This window comes from Sinomicrobium kalidii (genome assembly GCF_021183825.1).
Lineage (GTDB): Bacteria > Bacteroidota > Bacteroidia > Flavobacteriales > Flavobacteriaceae > Sinomicrobium > Sinomicrobium kalidii.
On the sequence record NZ_CP089211.1, the window covers coordinates 5,262,348 to 5,280,721 of the forward strand.

11 protein-coding genes and 1 pseudogene are annotated in these 18,374 nt (G+C 46.2%); 3 read left to right on the forward strand and 9 right to left on the reverse strand.

Annotation, left to right across the window (positions count from 1 at the left end; genetic code table 11):
* Window positions 1-21: 21 nt before the first annotated feature.
* Together LS482_RS21235 and LS482_RS21865 are read left to right on the forward strand one after the other, a co-directional pair.
* A complete protein-coding gene (locus LS482_RS21235; protein ID WP_233029604.1) occupies window positions 22-249 on the forward strand; it encodes a UPF0175 family protein in 228 nt (75 codons plus the stop codon).
* Window positions 233-696: pseudogene (locus tag LS482_RS21865) on the forward strand (PIN domain-containing protein). The gene LS482_RS21235 and the pseudogene LS482_RS21865 overlap by 17 nt, the downstream one beginning before the upstream one ends.
* A gap of 43 nt (window positions 697-739) precedes the next feature.
* Here the strand turns inward: LS482_RS21865 and LS482_RS21245 are convergent.
* The 9 genes from LS482_RS21245 to LS482_RS21285 all read right to left on the reverse strand — a co-directional run bounded on the left by LS482_RS21245 (window position 740) and on the right by LS482_RS21285 (window position 17,302).
* On the reverse strand, window positions 740-1,405 hold the full coding sequence (locus LS482_RS21245; RefSeq protein WP_233029606.1) for a uracil-DNA glycosylase: 666 nt from the start codon (window positions 1,403-1,405) through the stop codon (window positions 740-742).
* A 103-nt stretch (window positions 1,406-1,508) separates the two neighbouring features.
* Window positions 1,509-2,606 carry a Gfo/Idh/MocA family protein gene (locus LS482_RS21250; RefSeq protein WP_233029607.1) on the reverse strand — a complete coding sequence of 366 codons (1,098 nt, stop codon included), beginning with the start codon at window positions 2,604-2,606 and terminating at the stop codon, window positions 1,509-1,511.
* Between the two features lie 139 nt (window positions 2,607-2,745).
* The gene (locus tag LS482_RS21255; protein ID WP_233029608.1) at window positions 2,746-5,121 is read right to left on the reverse strand and encodes a glycoside hydrolase family 31 protein; all 2,376 of its coding nucleotides are present in this window, start codon (window positions 5,119-5,121) and stop codon (window positions 2,746-2,748) included.
* Between the two features lie 258 nt (window positions 5,122-5,379).
* Window positions 5,380-6,219: a GH12 family glycosyl hydrolase domain-containing protein gene (locus LS482_RS21260; RefSeq protein ID WP_233029609.1), complete on the reverse strand. Its 840-nt coding sequence runs from the start codon at window positions 6,217-6,219 to the stop codon at window positions 5,380-5,382.
* Between the two features lie 175 nt (window positions 6,220-6,394).
* Window positions 6,395-8,401: a glycoside hydrolase family 97 protein gene (locus LS482_RS21265; protein ID WP_233029610.1), complete on the reverse strand. Its 2,007-nt coding sequence runs from the start codon at window positions 8,399-8,401 to the stop codon at window positions 6,395-6,397.
* A gap of 127 nt (window positions 8,402-8,528) precedes the next feature.
* Window positions 8,529-11,003, reverse strand: a complete 2,475-nt coding sequence (gene galB, locus LS482_RS21270) for a beta-galactosidase GalB (protein WP_233029611.1) — start codon at window positions 11,001-11,003, stop codon at window positions 8,529-8,531.
* Window positions 11,004-11,168: 165 nt separating this feature from the next.
* On the reverse strand, window positions 11,169-12,557 hold the full coding sequence (locus tag LS482_RS21275; RefSeq protein ID WP_233029612.1) for a hypothetical protein: 1,389 nt from the start codon (window positions 12,555-12,557) through the stop codon (window positions 11,169-11,171).
* A gap of 23 nt (window positions 12,558-12,580) precedes the next feature.
* On the reverse strand, window positions 12,581-14,164 hold the full coding sequence (locus LS482_RS21280; protein WP_233029613.1) for a RagB/SusD family nutrient uptake outer membrane protein: 1,584 nt from the start codon (window positions 14,162-14,164) through the stop codon (window positions 12,581-12,583).
* 12 nt (window positions 14,165-14,176) lie between these two features.
* Window positions 14,177-17,302, reverse strand: a complete 3,126-nt coding sequence (locus LS482_RS21285) for a SusC/RagA family TonB-linked outer membrane protein (RefSeq protein ID WP_233029614.1) — start codon at window positions 17,300-17,302, stop codon at window positions 14,177-14,179.
* A gap of 249 nt (window positions 17,303-17,551) precedes the next feature.
* On the opposite strand from LS482_RS21285, the gene LS482_RS21290 reads away from it, so the two are divergent.
* Window positions 17,552-18,271, forward strand: coding sequence for an NUDIX hydrolase (locus LS482_RS21290; RefSeq protein WP_233029615.1), 720 nt, complete (start codon window positions 17,552-17,554; stop codon window positions 18,269-18,271).
* Window positions 18,272-18,374 lie beyond the last annotated feature (103 nt).

An 18,374-nucleotide genomic window follows, 5' to 3' on the forward strand; every position in this document is an offset into this window, starting at 1 on the left:
ATTTTTAGTTAAATTTGATACATGAAACATCTCACACTTAACATACCAGACAAATTAAATCTTGACGAACGGGATACAAGAAGGTTTCTCGCGGCTAAGATGTATGAATTTGGAAAACTGTCTTTGGGACAGGCTGCGGAATTAGCCGGATTATCCAAAGTTGCTTTTGCAGAAATATTGGCAGACTATGATGTTTCATTAATCAACCACCCTCCTTCAGATATATTAAGAGATGCCACTCAATTCTGAGATAATCATTTCCGATACAAGTTGCCTGATCCTCCTGAATAAAATTGATGAATTGGAGTTGTTAAAAAAAATGGGGAGAAATATTTATATCACTCCAACAGTCCAAAAGGAATTTGGAAAAAACTCCCCGATCGGATCAAGGTTAAAAAATTAAAAGACAGTCATTATCAAGAAATCCTTGAAATGGATTTGGACGCTGGTGAAGCAAGTGCCATCGCTTTGGCATTTGATTTTGAGAACTCTGTACTTATTTTAGATGATCTCAAAGGAAGAAAAGTCGCAGAATACTTGAAGTTAAGATATTCCGGAACATTTGGCTTGATTTTAAGAGCAAAAAAGGAAGGTATTATAAAACATGTGCGACCGGTACTGGAAAAAATAAGGATGACCGATTTTCGATTTAATGAAAAATTATTCGAAATCATAATAGAAGAATCCGGAGAATAGAGACTTTTCTTTCCCTAAATGGAATGGGAGCCGTGGAAAAAAATCACCACTCTATTGCCGATTTTCCCAGATTTTCCAAATATTCGTTCGCTTTACTGAAATGTTTGTTGCCGAACCACAGCCCCCGGTTGGCACTTAAAGGTGAAGGATGCCCTGCTTCCAGGACAAGGTGTTTGCTCCTGTCAATCTTACTGCCTTTTCTTTTGGCATAACCTCCCCAAAGCATAAACACCACGTGTTCTTTTTCGTCTGATACTTTCTGAATAACGGCATCAGTGAAGTTTTCCCAGCCCCGGTTCTGATGGCTTCCGGCCTGGTGTGCCCTTACCGTAAGGGTAGCGTTGAGCAAAAGCACCCCCTGGTCTGCCCAGCGTTCCAGGTTACCGGTTTTGGGATATGGAATACCGAGGTCTGCTTCTATTTCACGAAAAATATTAATAAGCGACGGCGGATGAGCAATACCGTCATTTACAGAAAAGCAGAGCCCGTTGGCCTGTCCCGGTCCGTGGTAAGGGTCCTGCCCTATAATCACCACTTTCACATCGTCAAAACTGCAATGGTCAAAAGCAGCAAATATCTGACTCCCTTTGGGAAAGCATCTGTGTTGCTTATATTCGCTCTTTACAAAAGCGGCAAGGGATTCAAAATAGGGCTTTTCAAATTCGGGTTGCAACCGGGGTTGCCAAGTGGGGTTTATGTTTACGTTCATTGGTGTAAATTTCTACCCAAAAATAAACATTACGGGATGCCTGGCAAAAACTCCTGCTATTTTATAAAATTATAACCATAAAATAGCGTTCCGCCAAAACAAGTTACAATTTCACTGTTTGCCCGCTTTCCGCAGCTTTATAGATGGCTTCTACAATGCGGATGTCCCTCTGCCCTTCTTCACCGGGAACGAGCATGGGTTTTCCTCCCATAATGGCCAGGGCATCATCATCCATTTGTTTTACCTGCTGCCACGGTACCCGGTACGGATGATTGATCTCTCCGAGGGGGCTTTTCCCCTTTACTCCCGCATATGCGGAAAAGGGTTTCATATTTATATCCCCTTTTTCACATTCAATATCCAGGAAGTTGATATTTTCCCCGAAACTGGTTTTGATATCGGCAAAAACACCGCCGGGAAATTCCAGTCGGGCCACGGCAGTTTCATCCAGTCCGTTTTTGTAAATCTCCGGTCTTGTTGTAGATGTTTCCGCAGAGACCACCGCTGTGGGCTCCATGGCAGACCCCAACCGGGCTCCCTGGATTGGATATACGCCCATATCGTAAAGTGCACCGCCTCCCATTTCCTTTTTTTGTTTCCAGTGATTGGTCCGGTTATCCCGGTACCCTGCGGCGCAGTTGACATAGTTTACTTCTCCCAATAATTTTTGACGCACAATCCGCATGTATTCCTGCGTATTGGGCTCATGCTGTAACCTGTACCCGATAGCCAGTGATCTTTTATTCTTTTTACACGCATCTATCATCCTCTGACATTCTTCTTCGGTAATAGCCATTGGTTTTTCACACCACACGTGTTTCCCGGCATTGGCCGCCCTTATGGAATATTCGCAATGCATGGAAGGAGGCAGGACCACATAGATCACATCAATATCCGGGTTATCGGCGATATCGTCAAAGTTTTCGTAATTGTAGATATTCTTATCGGGAATATTATACTTTTTACTCCAGCTTTCCGCCTTGGAAGGTGTTCCCGTAACAATACCCGCCAGGTGACAATGTTTTGTTTGTTGTAATGCAGGTGCCAGCAGATCAGTACTATAATATCCGAGTCCGACCAGGGCAACTCCCAGGCGTTTTTGAGGGGAATTTCCGGGCAATAATAAATTAGGAGCTAATGCAACTGCTCCACTACTCAATGCGATGGTCTTTAACGCAGTTCTTCGGGATAAGGAATTCATGGCTTTGGTTATTTTGTTATCAAGAGTTTAATTTAACTCATTTTTTACGGGGAATCAAATTTGCACCGCAGATTAACAAATAAAAAGGCGGCTGACATGGGTTGTCGGCCGCCTGTAAATACAATATCTTGCTTAATGTTTATTTAATCGTCCACTTTACCTTTCCGTTGTACGGATCGTTTTCAAGGGTATAGCTATTCCCCTGTTTCACTGCTTTTACGGTTTTCAGTTCCTTTCCGTCGGGCAGATATATTTTTCCTTCGGCTTCTCCCGTGGTTGAATATACTTTCAGTTCCAGTTTGCGCCAGTCCATATCCTTGGTAGACTGTGCCAGTTCGATATGCGGGAGTACCGTACCGTCTTTTACCAGGACAACTATAGGGACCTCTCCTGCTTTAATCCTGTGCCATCCCCCTTCGTAGACTTTTCCGGTCTGATAATCTATCCATTTTCCTTCCGGGAGATAAACATCCCTTTCGGTAACTTCCTCAAACAAAGGAGCGACAAGCATGGAAGCCCCGAAAAGATATTGGTCATCCACCAGCCAGGACCCCGGATCGTCCGGATACTCCACGAACATGGCCCGGAGCATGGGCAGCCCGTTTTGCGAACTGTGTTTGGCCTGTGCATAGATATACGGCATGAGTTTATAACGCATATTGTCCGCAGCCCTGAAATCGTTCAGGAAACCTTCATTATATTCCCAGGGCTCCGTAGGAGGTTCGCCGTGACTTCTTACGTGTGAAGTCAGCATCCCGAAAGGTGTCCACCGGCGATAGAGGTCTTCGGGCGATTTGGTTACAAACCCTCCCACATCATGGCTCCAAAAGCTGAAACCGCTTAACCCGAGGGACAGTCCTCCGCGCAATGTTGCAGCCATTGCCGTATTACTTGTAGCGGCATCGCCGCCCCAGTGCAGGGGATACCGCTGACTTCCCGCCCACGTGCTCCTTGCCCAGATAAGGGTATAGCCTTTTTCCTTTTTGGTCACCTCGGCCACAGCTTTATTATACCGTAAAGGAAACAGGTTGTGTTCGTAAAATCCTGTTCTTCCGGAATGGTAGAGCCCGGAAGCAGGTGCGGCTTCTCCGAAATCGACCTTAATTACGCCGACACCTTGTCTCAACAACCCGGCGATCTTGTCCTGGTACCAGCTTACGGTCTCCGGATTGGAAAAATCCAGGATCGCGTCCTCATAGGGAATGTTCCCTTTTTTGTCTTTAACGGCCAGTCCTTTCTCCACGATCTCGGGGAACAAGGTGTTTTTGGGTGTAAAATAAGGGAGTTGCCAGAGACATACGTTAAAACCGTCCTTTTGCATGTCGGCAATCATTTTTTCGGCATTATCGAAACGGTCACCGGCAAATTCGTAGTTATTCCGCCAGTCCACGTCGAACCATCCGGTATCGAAATGGATAACATCACTCGGGATCTTGTGTTTCCGTAGGTTTTCGGCCACTTCTCTACCCTCTTTCTCCGAAAAATAGGTGATGCGGCTCATCCAGAAACCAAAAGACCAGAGCGGTGGCATTTCCGCTTTTCCGGTAAGGGAAGTATATTCGTCCAAAATATCTTTGGGTTCTCCGAGAAACAGGAAAATATCGGCTTCATCATCTCCGATCATCATGGAATTGGCGGCATTGAAATACTTGCCGAAATCTACGGTAATGGGGGTGGAATGGTGCATAAACACGCCATACCCCCTACTGCTCATGTAGAATGGTATGGGCTTGTACATGGTTTCGTTCTGTACTCCGTTGGCGTCATCGGTCCAGAGTATCACTTTCTGGCCGCGTTTGTTAAACTGTGTGAAGGATTCCCCGCAACCGAATATCCGCTCTTCCGGAGAAAGGGAAAACACAGCCGCCATACTCCTGGAATAATCATCGGCACGGCGAATGAACGAAAACGGCGTTACCGGGGTATAGGTATTCTTCACATCTTCAAAATGCAATGTGCTGGTCAATAGTTTTCCGTTTTCATCGTATATTTTCACGTGCCAGGGATTTTCCAGTATTTCCACGGCTCCGTGTTTGCTGGTATATTTATGTCCGCCTTCAATCTTACTGTATGTCCAGGCGCTCCGGTCGGAGGAAGCCTTGCCGTTTACCAGCATCAGGGACTCTTCTTTCTCACGGAACTGCGGCCCTGAACTCATACGAATACGAATGGTCCTGTCCGTTACAAACTGGATGCTGAATGGCAATTCCGGTGAAGCTGCATATTCCGTAGTGGGAAATTCGTTGGCTTCGGCGGGGACCAGCTTGGAGAGCATATTATTAAAAGCCTGCTTTGTGGCAAAATTATAGCGATTGTATTTAACGGTCCCGGTAGCGGTTTCCGGATCAAAAGTCGCCAGTTCCTCTGCTACGTAAAATGTATTCCTGTAATCTTCAAAATCCTTGCTGATGTCTGGCGGCTCGTTGAGGATGCCCGAATTTTGCAGTTGGGCTTTTACTACGGTACTCAAGCCTACACATACAACACACAATGCTAATTTTAATCGGTTTTTCATAATGATATTCCTATTATAGGTGATAAGGTTATTAAGTTATTCATACAATACTCCGCAGCCCGATAACCAAAATAACAATTTTGATCGTTTTCAGTTGTAGGTGTCAAACCTCGTACTTTTAGCACAGTTACTTTAGTTTCTATAAATTTCAGCCACGGATGCACGGATAATTATATATCGGTGTATCCGTGGCTAAACAGACTTTCAGTCTGCCAGAAACCTATACTATGGGTTATAAAATCCATAGCAGTTTAGTGATCAGTCAAAGGACACCGAATAACTGTTGGTAACGAAGTCCTTGCCTCCGGGAGATGCGCTTATCTCATATCCGAATTGTACGGTACTCAGAATTATCGCTTCATTTTTAAACCATTTTTCATCCGGAGTCTGGGCAGAGCGGTTTTTTATCCAGTCGATGATACCTTTTATATCTACTGTTGCCGCCCCGGTATTTTCTGTCCGTACAAAGGAAAATACCCGATTGCCTATACCCTGTTCTTCATTGCCGTTATGACCGTTATATACATCCCAGGTGTGACCGCCTATATAAAGATTGGTTGCTACAGGAATGGGATTGCCGGCAGCTGACCAGTCATATGAGATAGGCTTCGAAGCTCCTTCCGTGTGCATCCATAGCATGATCTCGTAATCGTGGTTGTTACACCATATATCGTAGGCTGCCACATAATGTCCGCCGGACGGTGCGTTTATATTAAAACCGGAAGTACAACTATTCAGGGAATTGATATTTATATTGACAGTTCTACTGCTATTGGGATAGGATTTTATACCATCCGTATCCGGATGATCTGCCCATACGCCCCAGTTACTGTAGCTATTGGCCCACATGACCTGTGTACTGCCATTTACCATACCCCAGATATTGTTGTAGAGGGTGTAACCACCGTTTTCCCATGAACCGTATCGCTCGTCCGTATACCATGCAACGGCCTCAGCCGCTGCCGATGTCTCTTCACCATCTGTCCGGGTTACGGAAAATTCGGTTCCGGAAAAGTCCGGTGTGTCTTCTTCCTGACTGCATGAAAGTACCAGGAACAAGGCCAACATTGCTTTAGTCATTTTGGTTATTGTTTTCATAAGATTTGGGTTTTGATTAAACAATTGATTCTGATTTACATAAAACTGTCTTTTATTTCAACAAACAATCGTCGTAATTGGTATTTGATGAGCGGGTTCACGACTTCCCTTTCGGTATTATATTCTTGTTGTTCCGTATGCCCCGCGGTTGAATAACCCGGAGATTGAATACACATTATTTTTTCCCGAATCGAATGGCCGTTCCTCCGCCTTTTCCAAGGTGCAGTTTCAGGCTGTCCTTTGAGGTCACTTCCCTGCTACTGACCTCTATCTCCGCAGGATTGGTTTCATATCCCGTGCCTTCGGCATCTGCATAGATTTGGGCTTCATAGACAGCTCCTTCTTCAAGAAAATCCAGAGCGATCTCCAGGTCTCTCGCTTCTTCATTGGTGATGCTCCCCAGGTACCAGTCTTCACTGTTCTTGTCTTTTCTAACTGTAGTAATATACTCGCCGATCTCTGCATTCAGTACCCGGGTGTCGGACCAGTCTACCGGAACATCCTGCAAAAATTTGAATGCCGGGTTGCCATCGTAATTTTCCGGCAGGTCGGCCAGCATCTGAACAGGAGAATACAAAACCACATAGAGTGCCAGTTGTTTGGCGGCTGTGGTATGAACGTCCCGCCCTTCATAGCCCTGTTTGATCTCCACATCGAGTATTCCCGGTGTAAAATCCATAGGGCCCGACAGCATCCTGGTAAACGGGAGGATTACGGTATGTGAAGGCGGATTTCCTTCGCTCCAGGCATTGTATTCCTGTCCCCTTGCCCCTTCGCGGGCCATCATGTTGGGATAAGTCCTGCGCTCACCGGTGTCTTTAATGGGTTCATGGAAGTTTACGGCAAGCTCGTATTCGGCGGCCTTTTCCAGTACAAACCTGTAATAATTCACCCCGAATTGCCCGTGGTGCCATTCTTTCATGTTTAATCTTGAACCTACCTGGCCGATCTTTATGTCGTGCATGCCGTATTTTTGGTAAAGTCCCATCCCGGCATCAATCTGTTCCAGGTAATTGATAATGTTCGACCCGGTTTCGTGATAGCCGATGATACTTACCCCTTTTGACCGGGCATAATCGGTGACTTCTTTCAGATCGAACCCGTCAGCTTCTTTCGTAAAGCTGAACATGTGCATGGCATTCTCATACCACTGTGGGGTCCAGCCCTTGTTCCACCCTTCGATAAGCAGGTGATCTACGCCGAGTTTTTCACAATAATCGATATACATTCTGGCATTTTCGGTCGTGGCGCCCTGTATCGGGCTTTCCCAGAACGAATATTTACCGATGTGCATCCCCCACCAAATACCAAGGTATTTATGAGGTTCAATCCAGGAAGTATCTTCCAGTTTATTGGGATCGTTCAGGTTCAATATCATGTAAGACGTGATGAGGTCTCCCGGGTTTTCTGCAATTTGCAGGGTCCGCCACGGAGTGGTGAAGGAACCATTGGTTTTTACCCGGTCGCCATCAGCCCAGGGCACGAGATCGCATTTGAGGGCGGTGCCGTTTTCCCGGGCCAGTGTCATGCTTGCATAGTTGATGAGGTTTGCTTCGTGAAAGCTTAAAAACAATCCGTCGTTGCTTTTAATGGTGAGCGGGGTATGAACGGTATCCAAGGTACTTACTGCAGATTGGGTAAACAAATATTCGTAGCGGTTGTCCTGATAGGCCGGAATCCACCAGGCCTCACCATCGTTACTGAGGTTAAAACGGGTTAGTTCGTCCATGATGACCAGGCTGTCTTCGGTACCATTACCGGGATATTGGTACCTGAATGCTATTCCGTCGTCAAAAGCCCTGAATTGTATTTTAAGCTGTCTTTTCTGATCGGTTTCTTCCTGAAGAACGACTTCCAGTTGTTGATAATGGTCCTGTATGAACTGCTTTTCACCCCAGACCTGCTCCCAGGTTTCGTCATGTTCGGAGGTGTTCGTATTTACTACCCTGAGGTTGTTATGCAGGGAATCCCCGTTCTTAAACACAAAGCCCATTTCGGATGCGTCTATAATACCGGTTTCTCCGTGCTTTACCGAATATGAAGGCTTTCCCTGTCTTAACTCAAAAGTAATGCTGTTCTTTCCGTTGGGTGAACTGACAGTGATTTTCGAGTCTTTATTTTCAGGGGATCCACAACCAAACAGAAAAGCTGTGATTGCTATGGATGTTAGTTTTTTGATCATTTTTATTGCTTTTGAATAAGTTAGTTCCGAACGGTCACCGGGTACAGTTGAGATGTCTTCCGTAGCCGAAACCCTTGATTGTGCCTGGGGTGACAGATTCAACGATACTGTTCGGCTCATAAAATTTTTATCTCGGGACCTGCCGGCAGTTTATAGTTAACGTACCTGCGTTTAAACCGTCTCCTTTGGCCGTTAACCGTATTTCTCCATTTGTTCCGGACGACTGTATAATTACCAGGCATTTTCCGTAAAAAGCCTTTTTATTTTTGGCCTTAAAGGATTCGTGACTGGTAGGGTCGCCATTGTCCACTCCTGCTATTTTACCTGGACCGGACAGTTCAAAATCAATCCTATTGGTCGCGGTAGGGGCAATATTCCCCTCGACATCAACTATGGAAACAGTGACAAAAGAAAGGTCTTTCCCGTCTGCCGATATGGTCTTTCTGTCGGCCTCCAGTTTTATTTGGGCAGGTTTACCGGCGGTTTTGATTTCTTTCACCAGCACTTCCTTCCCTTCTTTTCTTGAAACAGCTTTCAATGTTCCGGGCTCAAAGGGAACACGCCACATAACATGCAGGTCATCGTCTTTTTTAGACCGTTTTCCCAGTGACCTGTCATTCAGGTACAGCTCCACTTCATCGGCATTGTTATAATATGCCCAGATATCGACTTCCCTTCCGGGCTCCCAGTTCCAGTGCGGGAATATGTGAAGTACGGTTTCGTCAGTCCACTCACTTTTGTACATATAATACGCATCCTTGGGAAAACCGGCCAGATCGATCACCCCGAAATAGGAGCTCCTGGACGGCCATACGTAAGGAGTAGGTTCGCCCAGATAATCGAACCCTGTCCAGATGAACATGCCCGACATAAAATCGTGTTTTTTAATGACTTTCCAGGTTTCTTCGTGAGTTGAACCCCACGGGGCACTCACCTGGTCGTAAGCCGAAACGGTATTGCCCGGGTTACCGTCAAGGAAAAGCTGGTCCCAGCGATATGGCCATCTTTTAATGGAATCGGACCGTTGATCGTAATAGCCCCTTGTAGCCAGTGCCGAAGTTGTTTCGGTGGCGATAAACGGTGTTTCCGGGAAATTTATCTGATGCTGCGTATAGGTTTGATGGGCATAATTGTAACCGATAAGATCCAGCGCTCCCGACCCTGCCAGGGCATTGGGTTGGGCAGGCTCATCAAACTGTAAAGTAACATCATTGTCATTGGTGTGGATGGGAGGATTCATTCCCGCGGTTACCGGACGGGTAGTATCCAGACTTTTGACGATCTTTGACAGTTTCCGCCCTATTTCGGCGCCACGCTCTCCCCATTGTTCGGGAATTTCATTACCGATGCTCCACATAAAAACACTGGGGTGGTTCCGGTCACGCTTAATGAAATCCACCAGGTCCCGTTCGTGCCATTCGTCCCAGTACAGGCTGTAGTCGTATTCGGATTTCCCTTTTTCCCACATGTCAAACATTTCATCCATGACGATAAAGCCCATTTTATCACAGAGCTCCAGCAGTTCCGGGGCGGGCGGGTTGTGGGCTGTCCTGATCCCGTTGACCCCCATTCCACGGAGTATTTCCAGCTGTCTTTCGAGCGCCCTGGTATTGATGGCCGTTCCTAAGGCCCCCAGGTCGTGATGCATGCAAACCCCTTTGATCTTGAGGTGTTCACCATTCAGGATGAACCCTTTGTCTGGATCAAATTCGAAAGAGCGGATACCGAACGGGGTTTTGTGACTGTCCGTGAGCTGGTTATCGATATAGATATCGGTTTTCAGGGTGTAGAGATCGGGTGTCTCTACCGACCAGAGTTCCGGTTTCTCAACGGTGTGATCGGCTGTGACCAAACGAGTATCGCCGGTTTTGAACCTGACCGTTTGCTCTTTCTCCGATATTTTTTTACCATTGAAAAGTACGGAGGTCTTAACCACTCCTTCCCGGTCTTCGGCATGGTTGTTCACCACTTCCACTTCTGCATGGACTTCAGACCGGTCTTTGCTTACTTCCGGAGTGGTCACGTAGGTTCCCCGGTTCTTTACGTGTACCTTGTCTGTTACGGTAAGCCATACATTGCGGTAGATCCCCGAACCGGAGTACCAGCGGGAATTGGGCTGTTGCGAATTATCGACCTTTACGGTCATGGTGTTGGTCGCCTCGAAATTGAGGTAAGGGGTCAGATCATATTCAAAACCGATATAACCGTTGGGGCGTTTTCCCAGTAGTTTACCGTTGAGGTATACTTCACTGTTCATATAAACGCCGTCGAACTGTATGTACACCTGTTTGCCGGCATATTCCGAAGGAAGGTCGAAGGTCTTTTTATAATAACCGATCCCTCCGGGCAGTGCTCCGCCGCTAAAGGTGGCCGGGTGTTTTTCATTGAATTTTCCTTCTATGCTCCAGTCGTGGGGAAGGTTCAGAAGTTTCCAGTTGCCGGTCAGGGTATCTTTTTTAACCGTATCCTGAAGCTGAAAACTCCAGTCTTTGGTGAACAATTGCCTGCGTTTTATATCTTCCCGGGGCAGATCAGGGCTACAGGATGCCATGCCTATGGCAATAACCCATACTGATAGGTATAAAAAATATTTCGTGTCCATCGGGTACATTAAGGGTTAAAAGAAAACGGGGGCCGCCTCAAAAATGGTCTTTACATCACTTCACTCCTGTGTCTGTGGCCGGGAGTTCAAAATGAAATTCTCAATATATGGAGGCAGCCCCATCATCATCATCATCATCAAAAATCACCATGGGTGATCTTTGCCTTATGGTATAACATAATGAAAAGCAAACCATTCGTCTTTGGATTCGTCATAACTTGTTCCGAACCAGATGCCTTTTTCCGCAAATTCTTCGCCATAGGCTTTTACTACTGTGATGACACTGGCAGTAGAGTTCAGTTCGCTGTCTGTATTTTGCAGCAGCGTATTTCCTTCTAAAGTTATCTCGTTAGTATCTTCGTCAATGGTGAATGTACCAGTAGTTTCTACACCATTTTGGAAGCGAGTATAATTTAGTGTGCCTCCGAACTGGTCGAACCTGATCCATGCACCTTCTACGGCGGTGTCCCAACTGTCGTTCCAGCCCCAGTCCCGCGTGTCTTCGTGTGAAGTGGTCCATCCGTTACCTCCGGCGACCCAGTCAATGGGGTTGCCTTCGGCATCAAGGGACCAAAGCCTTCCGGAGCCGGCGCCACCGGTGAGCATCTCCAGCAATTCTCCCGGGGCAAATGAGGGATCGAAACCTTCGTCCGGTTCGGGGATGGTTTCCTCGGGTACCCAGTTGTCGCTGTACTCCTTGGAAATAAAGTTAAAGATCATGAGTTCATCTTTACTATTATGAAATGCTCCTAATTGCATGGCGTCCTCAGTCAGGGAAATAATCCTGAAGTTATCCCAGTCACTTACATCGTTTTCTGCAGATGAATTTTGCAAGGGGGCAGCATCTGTCATGGTAAGCATTCGGGTATCGATATCCAAAAAATAGGTGCCGGATTCCAGTCCCCTGTCCGTAGTAAAGGCGTGGTTGACCTCTACGAAAGGACCGCCCTTTAAACTGAAAGTCATATATCCGTAATCGCCTGCATCGCCTATCCATTGATTACCTGACCAATCGGGTTCAAATGTCCAGCATACCTCCGGATCATCTGCAAGACAGCTGTTTTCCCATGCCAGGTCTTTGTGTGAAAAGTAAACCGGGCCATTCCAATATTTGGAAACCCCATCCGCATCCAGGTCCAGATACCAGGTTTTGGACTTGCCAACCCCTCCAGAAAGCGCTTCCCAAAGTGGATCGCTCACATAGTTCAGGTTGTCGTCTGTCACGGTTATGGGCACGGGGTCCATCTCTACCACTCCACCGGCCGTTGATGCCGAGAATTTGATGGTATAATCGCCTTTAAAAGCATATCTGATGGTATCTATAGCGCGATTAGAGCGCCCGGTACCGTAATCCCATATGGAAACAGTCTCCGGCGTGTTGTTTATCAGGATCACCGTATTTCCCCCGGCATCGGCATCGAAATCCTGGATAACTTCAAAATCTATATCCGACTTGTCCAGTTTTTCTCCCAGTTCGTAATCGTTATTCTGACAGGATGTTGCGAGCAGCCCGGTCAGCAATAACATGGACAAAGTATATCTGAAAATTTTCATGTCTTATTTTTTTGAGTTAACTATTACCACCCAGTATTTTGTTGTAATACGCCGTTGGAGAGCGTTATCTGGTTGTTCGGGATTTGTTGCAATCCTCCGGTACTCTCCACATTCTGAGCGGAAATCACCTTGTTGGTCTCCACGCCTCCGTTCAGGACGGTGGTGTTCTCGGCCAGTTCTGCCGCTGCGGTACTGATTCCCTGGCGAAGCAGGTCCCAATACCGGATCCCTTCTAATGCGAACTCCAGCTGTCGTTCCTTCAAAATGTTCTGTGGATTCGCCGGAATGGCCGTAAAATTTTCTTTATAGGCCCTCTGCCGTACCTGGTCAAAATAGGCCTGGGCATTGGAACTGCCCAACTCTGCAGCCATCAACAGCACATCGGCGTATCTCATGACAAAATAGTCCTGAAACTGACCGATCTGGAAATTCTCTCCTCCTACCTCGTCGGTAACACTGTTTCCATCTTCATCAATCACAGGGCTGTATTTTTTGTTGTAATAACCTGTATATTCCCTGTGACCATCTTGTTTGTCATAAGGGATCTCCTCTTCATCAATCGCAATGACACTGGCTCCCCGGCGTGTATCATTTTCATTATAAGCCTTCCACAATTTCGGGTTTACCGTCACCCCCCAACCTCGTCCGTAGGGATAGTGGTCATAGTCCCGCATACCAAACATCACCATCCAGTGATTACCATCCGTGTTCCCATCAAAATCACTGGTATAGGTATGTTTTACGGAGAACACTACTTCCGGGTTGTCTTCACCAGCATAATCTTCGACAGAGGTTGCCGGCCACAGCTTGGCAAAATCATCTACCAGACTGTGCCCGCTATTGGCAATTACATCTTCCAGGTAAGTAAGAGCCTGAGCTTTATTCACCACCCCAACCAGGTCGGAAGCATTGTAGTAGCCTGTATAATACAAGAATACCCTGGCTATCATAGCCTCGGCAGCCCATTTGGTAACCCTTCCGCTCTCTGCCTCGGTATAGGGTTCTTCCGGAAGGTTTTCTGCCGCATAAACCAGGTCTTCGGCTATTACCTTATACACCTCATCAGGATCTGCCTGGGGGATATTTTCGGTGGTCGGTTCGATAATAAGCGGTATGTGGCCCCAGAGGCGTACCATTTCAAAATACAGGTGTGCCCTTATAAACCGGGCTTCCGATTCGTATTGTACTTTTATGTCCGCATCATCACCCCAATCAATATCGGCCATCTTCTGTATCAATACATTACAGCGATATAATGCCCGATAATATTGTATCCAGTTATTTTCATACAGGTTGGCATCGGCAGGCGACCGGGAAATATCAAATTCATCTACAGCCTGGAAGCCATATCCGTCGGAATTACCCGTACCGCCAAAGCAGTTATCCGAAAGCACTTCACTGGCCACGGGAAAGCTCAATCCGCCAATCCCCCCGGAAGCAATCTGCATGCCGTCATAGCATCCTACAAGCGCATAAGAAGCACTGGTGGGGTTATTGTAAAAATTCTCGTCCGTCCCCTCCTGCGGTTCTACGTCCAGGTAATCTTTTGAACAAGCCCCCAATGCCAAGGTACCCAGTATCAGTATATATTTCAAGGAGTTTTTCATCTTTCAAAGTTTTTAGAATTTAACATTTAATCCCATCATAAATGTCCTCGGCCTGGGATAATACCCGAGGTCTACACCCGAAGAAAAGTTATAATCGTCATTCGAAATTCCATATCCGATCTCGGGATCCATACCGTTATAATTGGTAAATGTATAGAGGTTAAGCACAGACGCGTAAACCCTGAACTGGCTGGCAAAGAATTTTTTGTTCAACTTTAGTTTCGCTATATCAAAACCAACGGTCACGTTACTGATCCTCAGGAAGTCCCCGTCCTGTACATAGAGGTCGGAAAAGTTTACCCAGTTCCTGTTGTCTTCAGTAACCCTGGGCACACTATTGGACGAACCGGGGCCGTGCCAGCGGTCCAGGATTGCCGTAGTGTGGTTCGCATACTGGCTGGACTGGTTCCTGTACGATTGTACGATCTGATTGCCTGCTACACCATTGGCCTGCAGGGATAAATCGAAGGCCTGGTAGTCTAATGCGATGTTAAAACCGAAATTGAAATCGGGATTAGGGTCACCGATATTTATCTTATCCAGGTCATTAATACTACCATCTCCGTTCTGGTCTACATAAATAACATCTCCCGGTTGCGCCGAAGGCTGTATTACAGTTCCGTTTGAGGTGTGGTTCAGCACATCCTGCTCGGTTTGAAAAATACCTGCGGTTTCGAGTCCCCAGAAATATCCCAAAGGATACCCGCTCTGCGCCCGGTAAAATTCCGATGAATTGTCAAACAACTGGTTCGCTTCTCCATGAATAATACCGTCTTCCGTGGGGATATTACCCACGGTATTTTTGTTGTAAGCGCCGTTAACTCCTACCGTGAAATTCAGATCTTTAATATTACCGTGGTAATTTAAGGCCAATTCTACCCCTTTGTTTACCACATCTCCGCCATTGATCCAGGGAGCATCAGCACCTGCTGTAGCGAGGATAGGAGGTTTGATCAGCCAGTCTTTGTTGGTCTTCTTGTACCAATCGAAATTGACCGTCAGACTGTTGCGGAACAAGCGGGCGTCAAAACCTATATCTATCTGCTCGGAAGCCTCCCATTTCAGGTCAGGATTGGCATATCTACTCGGATAGGCTCCGGGGGACAGCGCACCTTCTTCATTTCCGAAAATGTAATTGGTATTCGCAAATGTTACAGGCGACAGGTATTGGAAATTCCCCGCATTCTGGTTCCCTACCTGGCCCCAGCTTGCTCTCAATTTAAAGAAGCTTAGCCAGGTAGCATTTCTGAGAAATTCTTCTTCGGTAGCCACCCATCCTGCGGAAACCGACGGGAAATAGCCCCAGCGGTTATTTTCATGGAACTGCGAAGAACCATCTGCCCTGAAGGTGGCGTTTAAAAGGTATTTGTCTTTGTAGGTATAATTCAGCCTTCCGAAATACGACATCCTTTTGTTGATGTTCCTCGGTCCGCCATTTAATGTTATCTGCGCACCGTCGGTGTTCAGGGCATTGTCCAGCCAGGCGCGTTTCAGATCGTCAAAAACCAGGTTCACATTGCTTCCGTACATATAGTTGTCTTCGTACTTGTATGAGGAAGTCCCCATCATAGCTTCGAAATTATGGTTTTCAGCGATATTGAACTTATAAGTCAGCAAGTTATCCCACAACAGGGAGTGTCCTTTGCTCGTAGACTGGCTGGCCGTAGTATAGTTATTGAAATCATAGACGGATAATTGATAGATGGGACTGAAAGCATGTCCCTCATTAGCCGTATAATCGATTCCCAGGCTTGTTCTGAATTTAAGGTTTTTAAGCAATTCGAATTCCAGGTAAACATTACCGACAAGCTTTTGGCTGTTGTTCCTGTTCTGGTTTCCGTAAACCATGGAAGCGTACGGATTTGATTGTCCGGATAACCAGCCTTCACTATCATCGGAAGTGTTATAAAAATTGCCGTTTTCGTCATAAAAAGGCACCAATGGGTTTGTGTTGAATGCCCCTCTTAACGAATTATTGTATTGGTTACCTACACCAACTCCATTGTTTTTAATATAAGCGAAACTGAGGTTTTCCCCAAACGTTACCCTACCATCGTAGAGCTTGTGTTCGGAATTTATCCTGAAGTTATAACGTTCGTAATTAGAAAGGTCCTTTCCGCCTACAATTCCTTCTTCGGCAGTGTAGGATAGTGAAGATGAGAACACGGAATTTTCCGAGCCCCCGGAAACACCCAGGGTATAATTCTGGGTTACCGCATTGTCTTTGAACATGGCACCCATCCAATCCGTACCGCTTCCCATGGCATCGATATCACTATCGCTGAAATAGGGCAGTTTCCCGGAATTTACGGCAGCTTCATTAAGTATACTGGCATATTCTCTGGCGTTGAGCATATCTATTTTATTGGCAACCCTCTGTATACCGTAATATTGGTCGAAGGTCATTTGCAGTTCTCCTTTTTTACCTCCTTTGGTAGTAACCAGCACCACCCCATTGGAAGCCTGTGAACCATAAATGGCAGCAGAGGCGGCATCCTTCAAAATAGAGATCGATTCAATATCGGAATTGTTCAGGTATGAGATATCCCCGGTCAATACACCATCTACCACATAGAGCGGCGCATTACCCCCCGTGGAACCCAACCCCCGGATGACCACATTCAGACCCGACCCGGGCTGCCCGGACGTAGAGGTGATCTGGACCCCCGGGGTTTGTCCCTGCAGGGCTTGCAAAGCATTGGTCGTGCTCTGTTTTTGAAGCTGCTCACCGCCTACCTGCAGATTGGCTCCCGTGACCAGTTCCTTTTTCTGGGTACCATAACCGATAACAACAACCTCATTCAGCTGATCGGCCTGTGCCTGCATGGAAACATTAACGGTACCCTGCCCATTAACAGCCACCGTCCGGGTGGTGTAACCGATATAACTGAACTGAAGTTCGGCGTCCGCAGGAACGGACATCTGGTAATTTCCGTCAAAATCAGTAGTGGTCCCATTGGTGGTCCCTACCACTACAATGCTCACTCCAGGGAGCGGCAAACCGTCTTCTGCGGCGGTCACCTGCCCCTGAACCGTTTGCTCCTGCGCCCGGGCAGGCAAAACGGTTAGACTACTGCATAAAAGCAGCAGACAAAATTGAATTATCCCCGAAGGCTTAAAGCAATAATCCTTTGTCATAATGATTGATTTAGTATTTAAGTTAATAGTCTTCTATACCATTTCTTATAGTTTAACTGACCACAAGTGTAACCAATAATTTCCAATACTGCAATATTTTTTAAGATAATTTTTGTAATTGCTAAAAAAATGAGATATTTATGACCCTATTAATAATAGTTCCACTCCCCTTTTTCATTTACCGGGAAAAACAAGAACTTTGCAGCCTGTTTTGATCGGGCACAACACTTAACTTAAACAGTAAAATAAATGAATAAAAAAGCCATCGATTCCGTGTCTATAAAAGAGATGGACAGTGATGTTGTAGATGCCGTAACCATTGATTGCACCATATTCGGGTTTAATGAAGGGACGCTTGAAGTTTTACTGGTACAACATGCCGAAGGCATAAGCAAAGGAAAGTGGGGATTGCCCGGAGGGTGGATCAAAAAAGAAGAAAGCATCGACGATGCGGCATACAGGCTTTTAAGAGATCTTACCGGAATTGACAATATTTACCTCGAACAGCTAAAAGCTTTTGGCAGCCCGGACAGGTTTCCCCTCAGCCGGGTTATCACCATAGGATATTACGCCCTTATCAAAAAGGAAGACTACCGCTTAACCCCCGGTTTTACGGCTTCCGCTGTTAAATGGTACAAAGTGAAGGAAATCCCCGAACTTATTTATGACCACGCCCAGATCCTCGAAATCAGTCTCAAACGGTTGAAAAGAAGGGTACGCCAGGCCCCGGTAGGTTTTAACCTCCTCCCCGAAAAATTCACCTTGTTGCAGTTAATGCATTTGTACGAAGAGATCCTCGAAGTGGAAATGGACAAACCCAATTTCCGACGCAAGTTCCTCAGAATGAAACTCCTTGTCCCTCTCGACGAAAAGGAAACCGATGTATCGCACCGCGCCGCACAGTTGTATAAGTTCGACCCGAAAATATACGAAAAACTCACCGAAAAAGGGTTTAATTTCGAATTTTGATATAACCTGTTACGGCAAATTATAAGTTGTAAAAGATTGAGAAAGATCGATAGAAGATTGAAGGAGATTAAAGTATACCCAAAATCAATCTCTTTCAATCTAC